Annotated in this window: 18 protein-coding genes; 4 read left to right on the top strand and 14 right to left on the bottom strand. The window is 34.2% G+C overall.

Annotation, left to right across the window (positions count from 1 at the left end; all coding sequences use genetic code 11):
- Window positions 1-23: 23 nt before the first annotated feature.
- The 6 genes from dhbB to PQF83_RS06100 all read right to left on the bottom strand — a co-directional run bounded on the left by dhbB (window position 24) and on the right by PQF83_RS06100 (window position 7,052).
- Window positions 24-911, bottom strand: coding sequence for an isochorismatase (gene dhbB, locus PQF83_RS06125; protein WP_001007244.1), 888 nt, complete (start codon window positions 909-911; stop codon window positions 24-26).
- Window positions 912-935: 24 nt separating this feature from the next.
- On the bottom strand, window positions 936-2,552 hold the full coding sequence (locus PQF83_RS06120) for a (2,3-dihydroxybenzoyl)adenylate synthase (protein ID WP_000955344.1): 1,617 nt from the start codon (window positions 2,550-2,552) through the stop codon (window positions 936-938).
- A 12-nt stretch (window positions 2,553-2,564) separates the two neighbouring features.
- On the bottom strand, window positions 2,565-3,764 hold the full coding sequence (gene dhbC, locus PQF83_RS06115; RefSeq protein ID WP_000657802.1) for an isochorismate synthase DhbC: 1,200 nt from the start codon (window positions 3,762-3,764) through the stop codon (window positions 2,565-2,567).
- A 26-nt stretch (window positions 3,765-3,790) separates the two neighbouring features.
- Window positions 3,791-4,561, bottom strand: coding sequence for a 2,3-dihydro-2,3-dihydroxybenzoate dehydrogenase (dhbA, locus tag PQF83_RS06110; protein WP_001048422.1), 771 nt, complete (start codon window positions 4,559-4,561; stop codon window positions 3,791-3,793).
- A 623-nt stretch (window positions 4,562-5,184) separates the two neighbouring features.
- Window positions 5,185-6,387 (bottom strand): L-lactate MFS transporter, encoded by a 1,203-nt coding sequence (locus tag PQF83_RS06105; protein ID WP_000748919.1) that lies wholly within the window; start codon window positions 6,385-6,387, stop codon window positions 5,185-5,187.
- A 347-nt stretch (window positions 6,388-6,734) separates the two neighbouring features.
- Window positions 6,735-7,052 carry a hypothetical protein gene (locus PQF83_RS06100; protein ID WP_000627294.1) on the bottom strand — a complete coding sequence of 106 codons (318 nt, stop codon included), beginning with the start codon at window positions 7,050-7,052 and terminating at the stop codon, window positions 6,735-6,737.
- A gap of 548 nt (window positions 7,053-7,600) precedes the next feature.
- Here PQF83_RS06100 and PQF83_RS06095 point away from each other — a divergent pair.
- The gene (locus tag PQF83_RS06095; protein ID WP_000646792.1) at window positions 7,601-7,786 is read left to right on the top strand and encodes a YkvS family protein; all 186 of its coding nucleotides are present in this window, start codon (window positions 7,601-7,603) and stop codon (window positions 7,784-7,786) included.
- 58 nt (window positions 7,787-7,844) lie between these two features.
- On the opposite strand, the gene PQF83_RS06090 is transcribed toward PQF83_RS06095, so the two are convergent.
- A complete protein-coding gene (locus PQF83_RS06090) occupies window positions 7,845-8,144 on the bottom strand; it encodes an ArsR/SmtB family transcription factor (RefSeq protein WP_000214794.1) in 300 nt (99 codons plus the stop codon).
- 327 nt (window positions 8,145-8,471) lie between these two features.
- On the opposite strand from PQF83_RS06090, the gene PQF83_RS06085 reads away from it, so the two are divergent.
- A complete protein-coding gene (locus PQF83_RS06085; protein WP_001142747.1) occupies window positions 8,472-8,645 on the top strand; it encodes a hypothetical protein in 174 nt (57 codons plus the stop codon).
- Window positions 8,646-8,867: 222 nt separating this feature from the next.
- On the opposite strand, the gene PQF83_RS06080 is transcribed toward PQF83_RS06085, so the two are convergent.
- From PQF83_RS06080 to PQF83_RS06065, 4 genes are all read right to left on the bottom strand, one after another.
- Complete coding sequence (locus tag PQF83_RS06080; RefSeq protein ID WP_001247428.1) at window positions 8,868-11,957, bottom strand: AAA family ATPase; 3,090 nt, start codon at window positions 11,955-11,957, stop codon at window positions 8,868-8,870.
- The gene (locus tag PQF83_RS06075) at window positions 11,954-13,111 is read right to left on the bottom strand and encodes an exonuclease SbcCD subunit D (protein WP_000765138.1); all 1,158 of its coding nucleotides are present in this window, start codon (window positions 13,109-13,111) and stop codon (window positions 11,954-11,956) included. Before PQF83_RS06075 ends, PQF83_RS06080 begins: the two co-directional genes overlap by 4 nt.
- 15 nt (window positions 13,112-13,126) lie before the next feature.
- Window positions 13,127-13,366 carry a DUF2584 domain-containing protein gene (locus tag PQF83_RS06070; RefSeq protein ID WP_000667348.1) on the bottom strand — a complete coding sequence of 80 codons (240 nt, stop codon included), beginning with the start codon at window positions 13,364-13,366 and terminating at the stop codon, window positions 13,127-13,129.
- Between the two features lie 184 nt (window positions 13,367-13,550).
- On the bottom strand, window positions 13,551-13,808 hold the full coding sequence (locus tag PQF83_RS06065) for a hypothetical protein (protein WP_001145041.1): 258 nt from the start codon (window positions 13,806-13,808) through the stop codon (window positions 13,551-13,553).
- Between the two features lie 316 nt (window positions 13,809-14,124).
- Between PQF83_RS06065 and PQF83_RS06060 the strand changes: the two genes are divergently transcribed.
- A complete protein-coding gene (locus PQF83_RS06060) occupies window positions 14,125-15,180 on the top strand; it encodes an enoyl-CoA hydratase/isomerase family protein (protein WP_000134902.1) in 1,056 nt (351 codons plus the stop codon).
- 223 nt (window positions 15,181-15,403) lie between these two features.
- Window positions 15,404-16,036: a LysE family translocator gene (locus tag PQF83_RS06055; RefSeq protein WP_000572339.1), complete on the top strand. Its 633-nt coding sequence runs from the start codon at window positions 15,404-15,406 to the stop codon at window positions 16,034-16,036.
- Between the two features lie 70 nt (window positions 16,037-16,106).
- Here the strand turns inward: PQF83_RS06055 and PQF83_RS06050 are convergent, their stop codons facing one another.
- Genes PQF83_RS06050 through PQF83_RS06040 form a run of 3 tightly spaced genes read right to left on the bottom strand, consistent with a single transcriptional unit; the run spans window position 16,107 to window position 20,220 of the window.
- A complete protein-coding gene (locus PQF83_RS06050) occupies window positions 16,107-17,567 on the bottom strand; it encodes a CoA-acylating methylmalonate-semialdehyde dehydrogenase (RefSeq protein WP_000633358.1) in 1,461 nt (486 codons plus the stop codon).
- 42 nt (window positions 17,568-17,609) lie between these two features.
- The gene (locus tag PQF83_RS06045; RefSeq protein WP_000719435.1) at window positions 17,610-18,494 is read right to left on the bottom strand and encodes an NAD(P)-dependent oxidoreductase; all 885 of its coding nucleotides are present in this window, start codon (window positions 18,492-18,494) and stop codon (window positions 17,610-17,612) included.
- 16 nt (window positions 18,495-18,510) lie between these two features.
- Window positions 18,511-20,220 carry an acyl-CoA dehydrogenase family protein gene (locus PQF83_RS06040; RefSeq protein WP_000416028.1) on the bottom strand — a complete coding sequence of 570 codons (1,710 nt, stop codon included), beginning with the start codon at window positions 20,218-20,220 and terminating at the stop codon, window positions 18,511-18,513.
- Window positions 20,221-20,235: the final 15 nt, after the last annotated feature.

The raw sequence follows: 20,235 nt of genomic DNA, 5'->3' as shown, positions 1-20,235 counted from the left end.
ACCCCTTTATTATGTAGTCTATATTAAAGTACACGTTCTGTTTGCAGAGATAATAAGCGATGCCAATCAACAACTGTTGGGTTCTCTGCTAAATCCGCAAAAGTAATCTCCTTTCCTTCGCGACGCCACTTCTCTACTAAACTCATAATTCTGACCGAATCAAGTCCTCTATTTAATAAATCTTCATCAGTCCCAACACTCTCTACTGGTTCACGAAGTAATTGTGCAACTAGTTCATGTACTTTTTGTAAAGTGATTTCATCATCATCTTTTAAACCTTGTAACTCTGTTAACAAACTGTTAGTTGATGTCGTTACTGCACATCTATTTGAAGCATACTCCAACGCTTGTTTATGATGTTCTAGTGAAAAATCAGCAACTGCATCCGCTACAAAGAACGGCTGAATTCCATCCATAAATGCTTCACAAGCTGTTAAAAGGCAGCCAATATGCGCATAAATACCGCAAATAATGAGTTGATCTCTTCCTTGTTCGTTTAAAATTTCTAATAGATGTGTCTTTTTAAATGCACTATATCTCCATTTTGTTAAGAATATATCATCCTCATCAGGAGTAAGTTCATCGACAATTTTCTTTTTATCTGGTCCAGCAGGAATACCGTCCCCCCAAAAATCTTGTAATAACCCTCGTTGTTCTAGTGTTTGTCCACCCGGTTGCGCTGTATAAACAACTGGTATACCAAGTTCCTTACATTTTTCTCTTATCACCTTAATATTTGAAATGAGTTCTACTTTCGGTGACTCTTTATCGCTATATGCATCAAGAAAATATTCTTGCATGTCATGGATTAGAAGAACCGCACGTTTCGGATCTGGTTTCCAATCCACTTTATTTTTTGGTAGTTCTGATTCAATTGGCATTTTATATACTGAAATAGATGGGATAGCCATCTAATCACTTCCTTCCGGTTTTTATTATTGTTTTACTGTAATAAGTTTTTCAGCAATGACTTTACGTAGTTCTTTTTTGCTTACCTTTCCAACGCCTGTTTGCGGGAATGATTCAATAAATTCAATTCGATCTGGAATCTTATAAGCTGCTATACCACGCTCTCTTAAAAATTTTTTTAATTCACTTACTGCCGGAGCTTGTCCGCGAGCTATAACAAATGCACAAGTACGTTCTCCTAAATAATCGTCAGGCATAGATACAATCGCTACATCATGTACTGCAACATGTGCTAATAGATGATTTTCAACTTCTTCCGCGGCAACTTTCTCACCACCACGATTAATTTGATCTTTATCTCTTCCTTCTACAATGATGTAACCTTGTTCATTTACTTTCACAAGATCTCCTGTGCGATAAAATCCATCCTTTGTAAACGATTGTGCATTATGCTCTTCTGCTTTATAATAACCACGAATTGTATATGGCCCTCTTGTTAATAAACTACCTACTTCGCCAGGTTTTACATCGTTGTCATTTTCATCAACAACTCGTACTTCATCGAGTACAGACATTGGTCTACCTTGTGTATAAATAATAATTTCTTCCGGATCATCTAATCTTGTATAGTTCACTAATCCTTCCGCCATACCGAATACTTGCTGTAATGTACATCCAAATGTAGGGCGTATACGTTTTGCAACTTCAGCACTAAATTTCGCGCCACCTACTTGAATCACTTCTAGACTCGATAAATCGTTATTACGTGAAGATGCAGCATCAAGCCATATCATTGCTAATGGTGGTACGAGAGCAGTAATCGTAACTTTTTCTTTTTCAATAAGTGCAAATGCCTCATCTGGACTACCTCCAGTTGCCAGCACTACTTTTCCACCCGCATAGAAAGTTCCAAATGTTCCAGGAGAGCTCATCGGGTAATTATGTGCTACTGGAAGAACGGCCATATAGACACTCTTTGCACTTAAATTACAAATTTCAGCGCTAACACGTAAACTATAAATATAATCATCATGCGTTCGAGGAATTAATTTAGAAAGTCCTGTTGTCCCCCCTGATAATTGGAGAAACGCAACATCACTTGGCTGAACTTCTGGTAATGGAACGGGATCTATATATAAATCACTTATGTTCACAAATTCTTCTTCTTCTCCCACTACAATTACATGTTGTAAAGTTGGCACTTTCTCTTTCACTTCTCTTGCTAGTTTTCGATAATCAAAACCGAGAGCTTTATCTGAAATAACGTAAGCACTCGCCTCACCAAACTCACAAAAATAACTAATTTCACTGCTTCGATGTGAAGGTAATGCAAAAACAGGAAGTGCCCCAATTCGAAATAGTGCAAAACATACTTCGAAAAACTCAATAACGTTAGGTAGCTGGATTACAACTCGATCCTCTTGCTTTATTCCTAAATTCAGTAGCCCTGAAGCTAATCGATCTACTTTTTTATCAAACTCACTATACGTAATATGCGTATTACCACTTACAACTGCAATTTGATCGCCATATTTTTCAGCTCGCTCTCTTAACATCCCGCCAAATGTTTCCCCAAGCCAACACCCTTCCTCTCGATAACGATCAGCAAATTCTTTTGGCCATTTTGTATAACCTGTTAGCATTCTTTCTGCCCCCTACTTTTCATTAAGTGAACTATCATTTAATCCTAATGCTTTCAACATTGTTTGGAACTTAGCTGATGTTTCTGCTAATTCATCTTCTGGTTTTGACTCAGCAACAACGCCCGCTCCTGCATATAAACGGAGTGTATTTTCTTGTACTTCAGCACAACGAATTGTAACAATCCATTCACCGTCTCCATTTAAATCACTCCACCCTAGCATTCCTGTAAAGAATTCACGGTCAAATGGCTCAATTTTTTGAATCGCCTCTCTCGCTTCTTCCATCGGTGTGCCGCAAACTGCTGGCGTCGGATGAAGAGCAATTGCTAATTCCAAAGAAGTAGTATTCGGATCCTTTAGTTCACCTTTCACTTCAGTAGATAAATGCCACATCGCTTCACTATGAATAACGGATGGCTTTTCCGGAACATGTAATGTATGACAGTACGGACGAAGCGCTGCAGCAACTGCTTCTACTACTACCGCATGTTCATGTAAATCTTTTGGAGAAGAAAGTAATTCCTCTGCTCTTCTCTTATCTTCAGCTGAATCCTCACTACGTGGCCTTGAACCAGCTAACGGATTAGAAATAACTTGCATACCATTACGTGAGACGAGTAATTCAGGGCTCGCTCCAATTAACGTCTTACTACTCTCATTTTCATCTTTCGATACATTCACAGCAAATGTATATCCATGCTTATTATGCGCTGCTAATTCTCGAAGAAGTTTTTGCTTATCAATCTTTTCGGAAGAATTAACATCTAACGATCTGGATAGAACGATTTTTTTTAAATCCCCGCCCTTTATTTTTGCAATTCCTTGCTTCACACCATTCATATACACTTCAGGCGCTGGCATTGACGTCATTTCGAATGTTACGTTCTCATTTGTTTCAAACTGATTTGTTGTATTCAATTGTAAACGCTCAGAAATTCTGCTATATTCTGGTACGATAAGTTGAACTTCTTTTCTACGATCAAATGGCAAGGCACCGACGACGATAGGATTCGGATTTCCTGCTTGTTTTGCATTACGTAACACTGCTTGTACAAGCTCTGGAAAACTTTCAATTTCATGATGCTTTACTGTAGTAAACTCTCCTTCTGCTAATATCGTTCGAGTTGGTGAAGCGAAAAAGAATGAAGATTCAGTCTTATAATCTTCTAGTAATTTTTCTGACAGTTCCTTTACAGCCGTAAATTCCTTCATTGTATAGTAACCCCCTGAATTTTTTATTAAACGCCTAATGTAGCTCCGCCATCAACACATAAATTATGCATTGTAATATGACTAGCTTTATCTGAAGCTAAAAACAATACTGCTTCAGCAATTTCTGAAGGCTGTGCAATTTTTTGTAACGGTATACCGAGTCTATATGTACTTTGAGAACCAGCAATTATATTTTTTTCTCCATTCTCATCAGCCCATAGTAACCTTTGCATTTCAGTTTCAGTAGAACCTGGAGAAACTACGTTACAGCGAATGTTATACGCTGCAAGTTCTAATCCTAAACATTTCATAAACATCGTCGTAGCAGCTTTTGATGCAGCATATGCAGCCATCTCCATTCTCGGCGTATTTGCTGCATTTGAACCAACTGTAACAATTGCCCCTGACTTTCTTTGCATCATATGTTTACTTACTGCTCGGGACATATAGAAAACTCCTGTAGAATTTACAGAAAACGTTTTATTCCAATCTTCATCACTTAACGAGTGAATCGCTCCCATACGTAAAACCCCTGCAACATTTACTAATATATCTATTGGAGCTATTTCATTTTCAATATCATTTACCATCTGTTCAACTGCGGTACTATCACTCACATCTAAGCAAAACGTTTTCAAATGTATTTCATTTAAGAGTTCGTTTAATCCCTCTTCATTTTGATCAACCGCAATAACTGTAGCTCCTCTTTCTAAAAACATTTTAGCAACAACACTACCTATACCTTGAGCTGCACCTGTTACTAAAACAGTTTTCCCATCAAATTCCCCTAAGTTCATTTCCTCTATCCTTTCATTTAAAAATCAATCTAATTAAATAAATAATGATAATGATTATCATTATCGATGTAAAAAAATAATACACTTACTAAACTAATTGGTCAAGTGTACTTTTCATTAAAATATTATTCATTGATAATGTTTTTCATTTAATGTTCTTACACCGAAATGATAATCTTTCTCAATAAACTTGTCAACCTATTTTTATTTTTCAGATAAAAACTTTAGTGCTTTTCAATACAATTACATCTAAAAGTATTAATAAACACTTACATTAATACTTTAATTCTTACTCCTCTTTGTAAAAATTGAAGATGATAAACTGAAGGTCTCTTCAGTTACAAAGCCTTAACAAAAAGTCGAGCATTTATTTTCTCAATATTTGTCTGAAAATATATCTTGCAAACATCAATTCATATTTTCTTTATTATTTAAGATTTAATACATATTTCGAATACAATGTATCGATTTATTATATTCCAATATAATCCAAACGGATATTTCACTCACTTTTATATCAAAAAAAATAAAAAGTAATTTAACCTTGTTAAAATAACTCAAAAAAGCACCCTATTTAACAGGATGCTTTTTCGTAACTATAGTGTTATAGAAGATTTATATACTTATGCTACGCTGCGATACGCTTCTTCTTGTTCTTTTTTCTGTTTAGGTGCTCGAATTAAAATTGCGATAATGAATGACACGACACATAGTACGCCAATCACCATAAAGGTTGGTTTGAATCCACCTAGAAGTGCACCGATAAAGGAACCTGCAAGCGCTCCAAATCCAAATCCTTGATACACAATTCCGTAATTCTTACTATGGTTTTTCATACCGAAGAAATCACCAACAATAGCTGGGAAAATAGTAATATTTCCACCAAAACAAAACGCTACACTTGCTACACATACGAAGTAGATACCGTAATTCAAATCTACGAAACTTAGAACTAATACCGAACTCGCCATAACCACAAAAGTACCCGTAACGATTTTTAAACGACCAATTTTATCTGATAACGGTCCTAGAATAATACGACCTAATGTGTTAAATATTGCAACCATAGCCACCGCATTAGCTGCTGTCGCTGCACTAAGCCCTACAAGTTGAACACCAATGTCTTTTACCATACCAATTAAGTATAAGCCACTCATACATGATGTAAATAACATGATGAATAATAAGTATACTTGTTTTGTGCCTAACATTTCTTTCATTGTATATTCATGAGTGTTTGTTTCCTGAACTGCACCTTGATCAGCAGCTTGATGGATTAAACAAGCTCCAAGGACAATCATAGCTGTAACAATTAAACCCCAATGTATAAACGCTTGCGATACACCAACGGAATCGATTAACTTTGCATTTATATATTTGAAAATTAAGCTACCTGTACCATATGCAGCTACAGATATACCAGAGATTAAACCTTTACGTTCAGGGAACCACTTAATTAAATTAGATAGTGAAGTAATATAAGCTGTACCATCTGCGTAACCTACAACAACTCCTGCTAGTACATAAAGCAATATTAACGAAGAAGCTTGTGAACTAAGTACTAATCCTAGTCCTAATGCTAGTCCAGCTATCATAATAAGTTTACGAAGTCCCCATTTTTCTTGCAATTTACTTGCAAATAAAGTTGAAAATGCTAAGGAAAGACTAGTAATTGAGAAAGTTATCGCAACCGCGTTAAGACTCCAACCGTATTTACTAACTAAAGGCTGATTGAATAAACTCCATGTATATATCGTTCCAAGTCCCATTTGAACTATTACTGTACCAAGGACAACAAGCCATGGATTAACCTTTGATTTTTTCATACCTTTCCGCCTCCTCTTTCTATTTCAATGCTTTTCGCTAAGTCTTGTTTTTTTATGTTCATTTTGGTCATCTCTTTTGATTTAACACCTTCATTGTATAAGATGTTTTCAGTTATGTAAGCACTTACAAGACAAGGCGTCAAAAACATGGAATCAGTTACAGAAAACGAAGGATGAAATACAAAAAAATGTTTTTTAAATACGTAATAGTTGTTCATATTGTTTTGTATAAGTTAAATTTACATATGTTTTTGAATCCTTTTTTCAATAGTAAAACAATAAAACCGTCTCTTTAATAAACATTAAAGAGACGGTTTTATTAAATTAATTCATAAGCCTGACTTTCTTTATACATTTATAATTGTTTCTTCAAATGTAATAATTGGCTCTACAAATTCCATCATAATGAAAGCATTTTTAATACGTCTTGTCAAAACTTCTTTTAATTCTGCACACATTTCTTCTGTAAGTGATTTTACAAATACAAAGTTGTGATAATACATCACACTCTTCTCTTTACTTAAAGGATTTAAAAACATCCCCTCTTTTGTAACGAGAGCGTTAGAATGCCCCGCTAAAGTTGAAAGAAATGTCTCTAAAATTTTTATTTCTCTTTTTGAAAATGCTTCTTCACAAACTACTTTAATATTCATTTCTGTTATCATTTATATATTCCCCCAACCATTTTTTCACAAGGGGATACTATTAAATCTTTACACAACTCCCCTTGTCGTTCAAAAAATTCACCAGAAAACTAAGTTGACTAACTTGTTTTTTCCCTTTATTCATATAAATCTCTCCTTTCGTATATATTACTTCTCCATTTGTAATTGATTACCTTTTTTTATATTAAAGTTTTTCTATGTTTTTAATTGGAATTTTACCAAAAGGGATCTTATTCCTAAACATATATTTTTTTGTACTCCTAAAAAACCCTTACTTATTTACTTTACGTTTTGGGCTACATAGTATTTGTCTTTTAAATAATTTGTTTAGCTGCAGTATATATTACATAGAAATATTGTTTCACTGATGCTGAAAACAATTTACTTTGCTTATAATAAAATATAACTTTTAGCATAGGAGTACTTTATACTCTTCTATTAGACTACAAATATTTTTTTGATAAATAAAACTAAATATTCACTAATATACTTATACGTGGTTTAATATATATAATAAAAAATATTTCTGTCTTTAATGAGGAGGTACTATGAAAGCAAACGTAGGGGATACTATACTTTTTCAACGAAACAATTTAAAGATTACAGGATCTGTATTAAAACTTTATACTGAATCGGTCTTAGTTGAAATTACAAATGTAAGCGGTGGTACTTTTGAATTTGATCGAACAATTGTAAATCATAAAAACTATAAAGTTTTAAATGCAAATACATAAAACAACACAAAATAGCTCCTGCTAAACAGCAGGGGCTATTTTATATAAAAATATTTCACTAGTTTATATACCCTAAAACATTAACAATCTTACTCGCTTTTAAATTGTTAATATGATAATAAATTTCTAAACCTCTTCTCTCTGCTCGTAACACTTTACCCTTCATTTTTGATAAATGTTGTGAAACAGTAGATTGCGGGATGTTCAGTAACTCTGTTAATTGTGTTACATTACAAGTTTTTCTTGTACTTAATTCATTTACAATTTGCAGTCGTATTGGATGCGCCATAATTTTTAAAATATCTACATCTTCTTCTGAAACTAAAGTTTTTTTCATTTCACTCGTATATGTTGTCATAAGACATTCCCCTTTTATATGAATTCCATTTTTATAAGATCTATTTCCAAAATTTTTAAAACCCTCGATTAAAACTTTCATATAGAAATAAAAGGATTTTAAATTTTTGAAAACAGAACTTACATTCACTTTATTTATTTGGTACATATACATAATACAATGTTAATATGTGCTCTATGTGAAGTTCGCATAAATTTGTAATGAAGATTTTTCAAATAATTCACATCTAACTACATATTTCCTCCTAACACTATCCAGTGATTTTAACATATTTTAGGCGTTTGTATATACTATCTACAAAATAAATGTTATTTAGGGGGAATTCAAATGCCTACAATGTTACAAGAAGAAGTTGAAGAAGCGCGCGAAACATATGTCAGTCGTATCATTTTGGTCGGTGGATCGGCTTTATTTTTAGTAGGCGGTGTTATCTCGGCAATTTCGGCTTTTAAAGCTTATAATCGTTTGGAAAATACGCCGTCTTCTACAGATAACTCATAGGTGAATTATCTAATTTTGAATAACAAATAAAGAGGCTGTCCCAAAAGATGCTTTTTAGCCAAAATCGTATAAAAAGTGAAAGGCAGAAATGTTGATTTTATAACATTTCTGCCTTTTCGATTTCATGTGATCTTACTTCGAAAGAGACTTATGAGACAGCCCCTTTATTTTATCAAAAGTTCTATACTAAAGAATCGCAAATAATATGAATTACAATTGAACTTACTTCACCACAAACCGTGTCTGACTACACCCATCCTTCTGCTTCGTTACTTCTAATACAGCTGGCATTGCGTTTTTCAGCTCTTGAACATGTGAAATGACACCGATAAATCGGCCTGATTTTTGTAAGTCAATTAATGCATCTACTGCTTTCGTTAATGACTCCTCATCTAATGAACCGAATCCTTCGTCGATAAACATCGTTTCGATTGAAATACCGCCTTCATACGCTTGAATGACGTCTGCCATGCCGAGCGCTAAGCAAAGTGAGGCATTGAATTTCTCGCCGCCAGATAATGTTTTTACATCGCGTGTTTGGCCAGTATATGCGTCGTATACATCTAGACCTAATCCACTTTGACGATTTCTCTTTTCAACTCGTTCACTTCGTTTTAAATAAAATTGTCCATTTGATAATTTACGTAATCGTTCGTTTGCAATTTGAACAATTTGTTCTAAATACTCAATTAAGATGTAACGTTCAAATGATATACGGCTTTCGTTATCACCTTTCATTACTTCATATAAGTCAACAAGTTCTTGGAAAGCTTTTTCTTCCTCATGAATTTGCTCATCAATACGCCTAATATTTTCATGTAAATCAGAAATATATGTTACCGCATTTTGCGCACGTTGACGTTTTTCTTTAATGATATCAAGGTTAATTTCTAGATCTTTTATATGTTCACCTAACGCTGTAATATCCATATACTCTTTATCTTTTAATTCACCCTGTAACTCTTCAATTTGTTTTGCAAGTACTTCAAGAGATGAATAATAGCTTTGAATTTCTTTTTGTAACATATCCATCTCGGCATCACTTAATTTCGCTTCTTTATACGTAATTTGATCTGTAAATCCACTCTGTTCAAGCTCTTTCATAAAGCGCGTGAAAGTCTCTTCTTTCTTCGATTTTGCACTTTCAAATTGATTAGAAGCACCTTCCTGTTCTGCTTGAATACGTATATTTTCATTTTGCCAATGTTGATACGCCTCCTGCACTTTCTTCCATTCGTCCTCCATTAATTTGAGCTCATGCATAGCTTGGTCAAACTGGACTTTCCAAGCTTGGACTGTTTGTAAGTTTTCAGGAATGTTTTTCTTATCATGTTCATATGACGTACGAAGCTGCATACAATCCATTTCTATACGGTGCTGTTCTGTTTCTACCTCATGTTTTTGTTTCTGAAGTGCATCTACTTTTTCTTCTATGCTTTTTATTTTCACAGCTGTTTGCTTACGCGTTTCTTCACTTGCTTTTAACGTATTCACTTCAGTTGCTAATTGTTTTCCTTTTTGAACAAGCGCACTATATGTTTCAGCTAATTCTTCTGAGCGATAACCTCGCTTCTTAACCTCTTCTATTACTTGTTCATATTGAAGATGATAGAAATTCCATTTCTCCTCTACTTGCACATGTAATTTTTCAGCAATGTTCTTCTTGTCTCTTAAATCATTTAACTCTTTTTCATTGATGGCATCACTTTGCTCTGAAGCTTTTTTCGGATGGTTCGTGCTGCCACATACTGGACAAGATTCACCATCATGTAGATGAAGAGCTAATATACCAGCTTGTTCACTTAACCAGCGACGTTCCATATTCTCATATGCACGAACTTTCTCTTGCATCTTAATAAATGCAGTTTCTTTTTCTTGCTCGAATTTTTGTTTTTCTTGCCATACGTCATATGCTTGCTTTAAAACTTTTGCATCTTCTCGCATATTCGTTAGTTCTTCTACTTTATCTACATATCGTTCAAGCGCTCGCTCTAATTGCTGTAATTCACCAGACATTAGCTGTTTTTGATTTGTATGCTCTTCTAATTGTCGATCTAAGTTTTGCATACTTTCTTTTAATTTTCCTAGTTGAATTTCTGCATTTTGTAAATTCAACTGTTTCTCAGCTAATGATGCAATAATCGGTTGTAACTCTTCTAATCTTTGAACAAGTTTTTTTGCATTTTCTCTCTCAGGTTCTTTATTCTTTACTGCTTCATATTTCTCCTGAGCAAGTTCAAAATTATTCATTATATTTTCTTTTTTAGCGATAATTTGTTTTAACAAACTTTCAGCTTTCTGCTCATTTTGCATTGCTTCTTCGTACCACTGTTCAAATGGTAATAAGCGCTTCGCTTGTTCCGCACGCTTAAAAGATATTTCTTTCATTTCAATTACTGAACGTTTTTCTTGTAAAGTATTATATTTCTCATTCTTTTGTTGTAAATCTATAAATTTCTCATTTACAGACTTCGCTGCATGAAAACGTGTTTCAGCATCCTTTAATTGCTTCGTTTGAATATCTTGTTCTACTTGTAATTGCTCCACCTCTGCCTTATACGCAGCTGTCTCTTGTTCTAATGCCTCTACTACTTGATGCGTATTTACATGGTCTTGTTCCACTAATGTCTCTAATAATGCTCCATCACGAATTGGTAATTTAAAAACATTACGGAAATATAACTCTCGCTCTTTCTGTTTTTCTTGTAAGACGTCTTTCCATTGTTTTCGTTTTTGGTCAAGTAACTCACGCATTAACTTATAACGATCTGTTTTAAAAATACGACGCAAAATCTCTTCTTTGTTTTCTGTCTCAGATGTTAATAGTTTTCGGAATTCCCCTTGCGGTAACATAACAATTTGGCTAAATTGATGTTTACTTAAACCAATTAAATCTTCTACTTTTTTATTTACATCCGTTACATGGAAACGATCAACAGCCGGAATCTTCTCTTCATCAATTACTTCATATAATTCTACTGCATGTCCCGTAATCGTCTTGTTCCCTTGTTTTTTATGTCCCAGTTGTCGTTTTATTTCATAACGTTTCCCTTTTAACTGAAAGGTTAATTCTACGCTTGTATACACATTATCATCAGCAAATTGACTGCGGAGCATGCTCGTATCACTTCGTTCTTCTCCGCTTGCCTCACCATATAAAACATAACAAATCGCATCAAAAATCGTTGTCTTTCCGGCGCCCGTGTTTCCAGAAATGGCGAAAATACGATGCTCTCCCAAATCGTCAAAATCAATTACTTCTTTCTGTTTATATGGGCCAAATGCCGTCATAATAAGCTGAATCGGTCTCATCCTCGTTCACCTTCCCGTTCTTGCACTGTTTGTAATACTTCTACAAATAGACGTTCTTTCTCTTCTGATAAATCTAAGCCTTTCATTTCTTTATAAAAAGCCTTTAATAATGATAAATCATCCATTTTATGTCTTGAAACAGTTACTTCATTTGACTCAGTGAACTCTCGTCTTTGAATGGCTCTTTCAACATGCATTGCATTTGGATAAACAGAGCGTATTTTTTCCATTGGCTGCAAGACAGGATTTTCATCTAATAATTTTACAAACACGTAATCTTCACTTACTGGATGTTGTAACAATTCATCTATTTTCGCTTCTACTGTTCGCATTTTACGGCGTGGTGTAAGTAACCTTTTTTCAATTGTTACTTCACCTTGCTCGTCCAATTCCACAATATAATATCCTTTTTTATGTTTTTCTTCAGAAATAGAATATGCAAGTGGAGAACCTGAATATCGAATTGTCTCATTACGTACGAAATGCGCTTGATGTAAATGTCCAAGCGCTGTGTAATGAAACTTATCAAAATAATGACTATTCACGTATTCAGCACCACCAATTGAAAGCGGTCGTTCAGCATCACTTGTATTCTCTTCCGCTTCGCCCGCAGAAGTTACAAATGCATGACCAACAAATACATGTCTAGCTTCTTTATCCATCGTTTCAGAAAGCTCATTCATAAAAATACGCATCGCATCATCATGAGAACGTACGTCTTCGTTTTTCAATACATGTCTCACTATACTTGGATCCGCATAAGGAATGAGATGGAAGTGAACCTCCCCATATTCATCATTTAATATAATTGGCTCATATGGAAATTGAAATTGCCCCACAATAAATAATCCTTGTTTCTTCATTAAACTACTTCCAAAATGAATACGATCTGGACTATCATGGTTTCCTGCGACTGCAATAACTGGTGTTTGTAAATCAATCACTATTTTTTGCAGCACATCATTTAATAAGTCTACTGCTTCCGTAGGTGGAATTGCTCGGTCATATAAATCCCCTGCAATAATTACGGCATCTGGTTTTTCTTCTTCAACAGCTTGTACAAACTGATCTAATACAATCTTTTGATCTTCAGTCATATACACGCCATGAACAAGCTTTCCTAAATGCCAATCGGCTGTATGAAATAACTTCATGGTTTCCTGCTCCTTTTAATTTACTGAATTTAGTGATACAAGTTGATAGTTTATTGTAGTTTTTCCGTTCTCCCATTCTAACTTTTGTATCATTGCACTACCGATTCTTTCTTCATTTGATTTATATAAAGGTAATATTTCTTGAACTGTAAATAAGTGATAACCATCCAATTTTAATTGAAATATGTTTTCTTCTATATGTAATCTTACTTCTTTTTCATTTGAAATAATTTTTGTGTGCATCTCAAATTTCATAATAGATACAACCCCTTTTTCTAATCTCTACACTATTAATAGTATATTGGCTATGCAAGATTGACAAGTAAATACACGGTAAAGTACATACTTTTCTATTGCGATATGTTTTTTTAATTTCACATATAATACGGTATGTGAAATTTTATTCTTTCCAAAAATAAAAATGTCTCATATGACATCTTTATTTTTGGATAAATTCTTTCATTACATAATATAAAACTGTAATGAAAACAATCGCTACAAAAAATGAAAATACTGCAACAATGTACCCATCTTTATTTAATAAAATGCAAAAAGAAATAGATATGATAAAAATCGGAAATACAAGTCGTACTTTATCCTTCACTTCCTCTGTCGTATCTGTATGATGAAAATATTGCGTTATCCCTATCATTAAAGAAGACAAAATAATCACCGACAATAGTAAAGGTACTGGCATTCCGATTTCTCCTTTCTCTATTTCTAATGAAAAGCAATTTTTCTTTCATTTTAATCACTTCAAATACTCTTTTCGAAGTGATTATGTACAATTTACACATATATAATAGCGTGTTTATCATGGTAACTTCAAATAATTACAATTACAGTAATGTTGTAATATTCATTTTCAACCTCCAAAATCCTGCAAATATAACTCGTCAAAATATGCAGTGGATAAATTAACATATACCGCCAACTTTAGACAAAATTTATAAAGGACATTTCAGTACGTATAAAGAATTAAGAATAAGAAGATATGTAAGGGAGGATGAATTATGACTGAACACGTTTTATTTTCTGTTAGCGAAAACGGCGTTGCATCAATTACTTTAAACCGCCCAAAAGCACTTAATTCTTTATCTTATGACATGTTGCAACCAATTGGGCAAAAACTGAAAGAGTGGGAACATGATGAGCGAATTGCGCTTATCGTATTAAAAGGAGCTGGCACAAAAGGTTTTTGTGCAGGTGGCGACATTAAAACTCTTTATGAAGCACGTTCAAATGAAGCTGCATTGCAGCATGCGGAACGTTTCTTTGAAGAAGAGTATGAAATTGATACATATATTTATCAATATAAAAAACCGATTATCGCTTGTTTAGATGGAATTGTAATGGGTGGTGGTGTCGGTCTTACAAATGGTGCGAAATACAGAATTGTAACTGAGCGTACGAAATGGGCAATGCCAGAGATGAATATTGGCTTCTTCCCAGACGTCGGTGCTGCTTATTTCTTAAATAAAGCTCCAGGGTATGCCGGCCGCTATGTCGCTTTAACAGCATCTATTTTAAAAGCTTCTGACGTATTATTTATAAACGCTGCTGATTATTTTATTGCATCTGATTCATTACCAAATTTCCTTACTGAACTGGAAAGTGTAAATTGGTCTAAAGAAGATGATGTACATACTCATTTAAAAGAAGTCATTCGTACATTTGCAACTGCTCCAACATTAGAAAGCGAGCTTGCTCCTTCATTAGAAGAAATTAATTCACATTTTGCATTCGATACAATTGAAGAAATTATTCATTCATTAGAGAAAGATCAAAGTTCCTTTTCTTTAAAAGCGAAAGAAACGTTATTATCAAAATCTCCTATTTCACTAAAAGTAACATTAAAACAGTTTATTGATGGACAAAATAAGTCCGTTGAAGAATGTTTCGCTACTGACCTTGTACTTGCTAAAAACTTCATGAGACATGAAGATTTCTTTGAAGGAGTACGATCTGTTGTCGTTGATAAAGACCAAAATCCAAATTATAAATATAAGCAGTTAAGTGATGTTTCAGAAGAAGATGTAAACCGGTTCTTTAACTTACTTAATGCGTAAAGTGAGAATTTAATAAGTAGGGTTTATCTCCCTCTTATTATTAGTAGAAGCAATCGCCCTTTCATACGGGATTAAATTGAGGCTATATAGTCGTATAATTACACGCCTATATAGCCTTTTTCCTATTTAATAAATTTTAATAAAATTTAATTTTATTAAATCGAATTATGTGCTACACTATTTTTAATTAAATATTCTAAAAATAAAAGAAGGAGGAGCGACTATGATTGAAAATTATTTTCTTTTCATCATTATGTCTATTTGTCTTATTATTTTACCTGGTCCTGATACTGCAATGGCTACGAAAAACACATTAGTTGCTGGTAAGGTAGGCGGGGTGAAAACAGTGTTCGGTACATGTGTTGCACTATTGATTCATACTTTAGCAGCAGTAATCGGACTTTCCGCACTTATTGTAAAGTCAGCTCTTTTATTTTCTATTTTCAAGTACGTTGGAGCTCTATATTTAATTTATATTGGTATTAAAGCTCTTTTAGCAGTAAGAAATAAAGAAGGCGTCAATACGAACGATATATCTTTGAATAACGCAAACGAGAATACTTCTTGCTTTCGCCAAGGGTTTCTTACAAATTTATTAAACCCTAAAATCGCAGTCTTCTTTTTAACATTTTTACCGCAATTTTTAAATCCAAATCATAATACGTTTATCCAACTTCTTATAATGGGCCTTACTTACCTAGTTTTAACAGTTATTTGGTTCGCTTTTTATATATTTTTAATTGATAAAATTAGTGCTTTTATGAAAAAACCGAAGACACAACGTTATATTCAAGGGTTAACAGGAATTGTCTTAATTGGTTTTGGTATTAAACTCGCTTTTGAAAAAAGCAATTAACAAGAAGAAAACCACCACTATTCATAGTGGTGGTTTTCTTTTAACAACTGATTTGGCTGTCTACTTTATATTAAAACCAGCGCTCAGTTACAACTTTTTTACGTGTATAGAATTGAACGCCATCTGTACCATTTGTACCTAAATCACCAAAGAATGAAGCTTTATTTCCTGCGAATGCGAAGAATGCCATTGGTGCTGGAACGTTTACGTTTACACCGATCATGCCCGCATCGATGTTATCACGGAATGTTTGTGCATGTTTACCGCTTGATGTATAAATAACCGCTCCATTTGCAAATTTAGATTGATTTGTTAGTTTAATACCTTCTTCTAAATCTTTAACACGTACAATGCTTAATACTGGAGCAAAAATCTCATCTTGCCAAATTTTCATTTCTTGATTTACACCGTCAAAGATTGTCGCACCTACAAAGTAACCTTCTCCAACTTCTTCCTTAATTTTACGGCCATCTACTAATAAAGTAGCTCCATCTGCTACACCGCTGTTAATATAGCCCAATACGCGTTCTTTATGAGACTCACGAATTAATGGTCCAACATAATTATCTTCGTGGAAACCGTCACCTACTTTTAACTTCTTCGTCTCTGCTACTAGTACGTCGATGAACTCATCTGCAATTTCATCAACTACTGCTACTACTGAACATGCCATGCAGCGCTCTCCACTACTTGCAAATGCAGATCCAATTACACCTTGTACCGTTTTCTCAAGATTGCAATCTGGCATAACAATCGCATGGTTTTTCGCACCAGCTAACGCTTGTACACGTTTCCCATGTTTCGTACCTGTTTCATATACGTAACGAGCTACCGGCTCAGAACCAACGAACGAAACAGCTTGAATATCTTTATTTTCTAAAATGCTATTTACAACATCTTTTCCGCCTTGTACTAAATTTAATACGCCTTTTGGAAAACCAGCTTCATAGAATAACTCTACAAGTCGCTCTGCTAAAAGTGGTGTTCTTTCAGATGTTTTTAATACGAATGTATTACCACAAGCAATTGCAAGCGGGAACATCCATAATGGAATCATCATCGGGAAGTTAAACGGCGTAATTCCAGCAACAACTCCAATTGGGTAGCGCCAAATTGATCCATCAATGCCGCTTGCAATATTCGGAAGTGCTTGTCCCATCATTAAATTTGGAGTAGATGTTGCAAGTTCTACTGCTTCAATACCACGTTGTACTTCACCAGTTGCATCCGTTAATGTTTTACCATTTTCTAGCGTAATGATTTTTGCAAGTTCTTCCTTGTTTTCTTGTAAAAGCTGTAAATATTTATACAATTGTCTTGAACGATTCGGAACTGGTACTTTAGACCATGTTTCGTATGCTGCTTTTGCCGCTTCAACAGCTTTTTCAACATCTTCTTTCGGAGATAGCGGAACGTAAGCGATAATTTTTCCAGTCGCCGGATTTGGAACTGCTTCTACTTCTGTACCAGTAGATTCTACCCACTCACCATTAATATGATTTTTTACTCGTTTAATTTCAGTTGTAATCATTATATTCTCTCCTTTTTTATGATGTTTATAAATCTATTATTTTTAATTAGAAATTAATTGTTCACTAACTTTCTTATATAAAGCAGCCATATCGTTTTCACCATACCCAGCTTCACTTGCTTCTTCATATACATTTAATAGCATTTCGCTTACTGGTAAGTGAAGTTCACTTTCTTTCGCTAAATCTACTGCAAACCCCAAATCTTTCTTTAATAAATTTACAGTAAAACCTGGCTCGTAGTTTTCTGATGCAATAAAACTTTTATAATTGCGCTCATAAATTCTACTTTGGCCGTAACTTACATTTAAAATATCAAACATTTTATCCAAATCCATATTGTTCTTTTTCGCTAATGTTAATGCTTCACTTACACCAGCTGTATAAAAACCTATTAATAGGTTATTAATTAATTTAACAGTTGTACCACTATCAATTTGCTCACTAACATGGAAGATGTTTGCACCTAATACACCCATGATAGATTCCGTTTTTTCATATACCTCTTTTGATCCACCGACCATAAATGTTAATGTACGGTTTTCGGCTCCAATTACCCCACCACTTACAGGGGCTGCTAAAAAGTCTACTTTCTTTTCTTTTGCCGCTTCCTCTAACTGTTTGTTTAACTGTGGAGATACAGTACTTGTATCAATTAAAACTACATTCGAATGACTATTTTCAAATAATCCTTCTTCGCCAAAATATACCGCTTCAACAGCACGAGGTGAAGGTAAACTTGTAAAAATCACATCGCATGTTTCTGCTAATTTTGAGATTGATAAGCCAATAATTCCTCCTTCTTTTTCAAAGGAAGCTTCAGCATTTTTATTTAAATCCACACCATATACTGTGTAACTTGATTTAACTAAATTTTTAGACATTGGAAGACCCATGTTACCTAAACCGATAAAACCAATCTTTTTCATATCGCTTTCCTCCTATTTACACAATATACTTTCCGCGATTTATAATAGCTTTCGCAATTTCTCTCTTTTTTGTAAATACGTTCGTGTATAAAGGCACTAATAATTGACGAATTTCAGTTAAAATCACGTGTCTATCTTGTTCTTCTGTAATAGCCGCGGAAAGTATAGAAATCGCTGATTCTTCTACTTTGCGATAACCTTCTTCACAAATAACGTCAGTTATCATTTGTTTCGTACGCTCTTTTTCTGCACTATTTTTACTAATTGCTTTACTCGTACGTAAAAATGCTGATTCCATGACGTACACGTCCGTTAACATATTTGATAATACACGTGAATATTCTTGCTCTTGATCAATTTTTAAACCTGGAGTTTTAGAGAGCGTTTTCAAAGATTGTTTCAACAATTTTTTCGCTAATAAAATGTAACGATGGTTTCTTTCGACATTTTCTACATCAATCTCTATTTCAGTATCTTCAATTTGTTCCATTTGCTTCATTAACATTTTGGCAACTGTTAATCTATTAATTTCGTTCGTCCCTTCAAAAATACGACTAATTCTAGCATCACGGTATAATCGTTCTACTTCATACTCTTGCATATAACCGTAACCACCATGAATTTGTACAGCTTCATCTACGATATGACCAAGTGTTTCAGAAGCATTTACTTTATTAAGTGCACATTCAATAGCAAATTGCGACATTTGCTTCATAAGGTCCTCATCACTCTCATGAATCACTTCATCAATTACACCTGCTGTACGATACGCTGCACTTTCTGCTCCATATGTAGCAATGATCATATTTGCAATTTTCTCTTGAATCATCGTAAAGTCTACTAATTCCGTTTGAAACTGTTTACGTTCTTTTCCGTATTGAACGGACAATCCAATTGCTTGCTTTGCTGTTCCAATATTTCCAAAGGCAAGTTTTAATCTAGCAAAGTTAAGAATATTAAGAGCTACGTGATGCCCTTTCCCAACTTCCCCTAAAACATTTTCAGCAGGTATGACAACATCTTCTAAAATAAGGGTAGCCGTTGAAGAACCTTTAATCCCCATTTTCTTTTCTTCTAGCCCAATAGATACCCCTTCACATGTTCTTTCGACAATAAACGCTGTCATTCCTTTATTTGTCTTCGCAAAAACAACGTATACATCTGCCATATGAGCATTTGTAATCCATTGCTTCTCACCATTTAACTTCCAAGCAGTACCATCTTCATTTAATACTGCACTCGTTTTTGCACTTAAAGCATCAGAACCAGCATTTGGTTCAGTTAAAGCATAAGCCCCAATCCATTCTCCTGATGCAATTTTCGGCAAATATTTTTCTTTTTGTTCTTTCGTTCCGTAATATATGTAAGGCAATGTACCTACACCTGCGTGTATATTAAATGAAACGCTAAATGCACCAGCGTATCCCATTTTTTCTGCTACAAGCCCTGAAACTGCCTTTCCTAATTCAAATCCGCCATATTCTTCTGGAACCTCGATACTTAATAATCCAAGTTCTCCAGCTTTCTCAAACAATTGACGAGAAACTTTATAGTTATGTTGTTCAATATTCTCCATTTGTGGAACAATTTCTTGTTTAACGAATTGTTCAGTCGTTTTTGCGATTAAATCTTCGTCTCCTGAAAAATCTTCTGGCGTAAAGAAAGCATGATTCACATCTTTATTAAGTGAAAAAAATTCATCCCACGGTAACTTCGTTTTCTCCATCTGAATCCCCCTATC

Source organism: Bacillus sp. FF-1 (assembly GCF_028548245.1).
Lineage (GTDB): Bacteria > Bacillota > Bacilli > Bacillales > Bacillaceae_G > Bacillus_A > Bacillus_A paranthracis.
The sequence above is the reverse complement of the archived record's forward strand: the minus strand, read 5'-3'. Positions and strand labels throughout refer to the sequence as shown.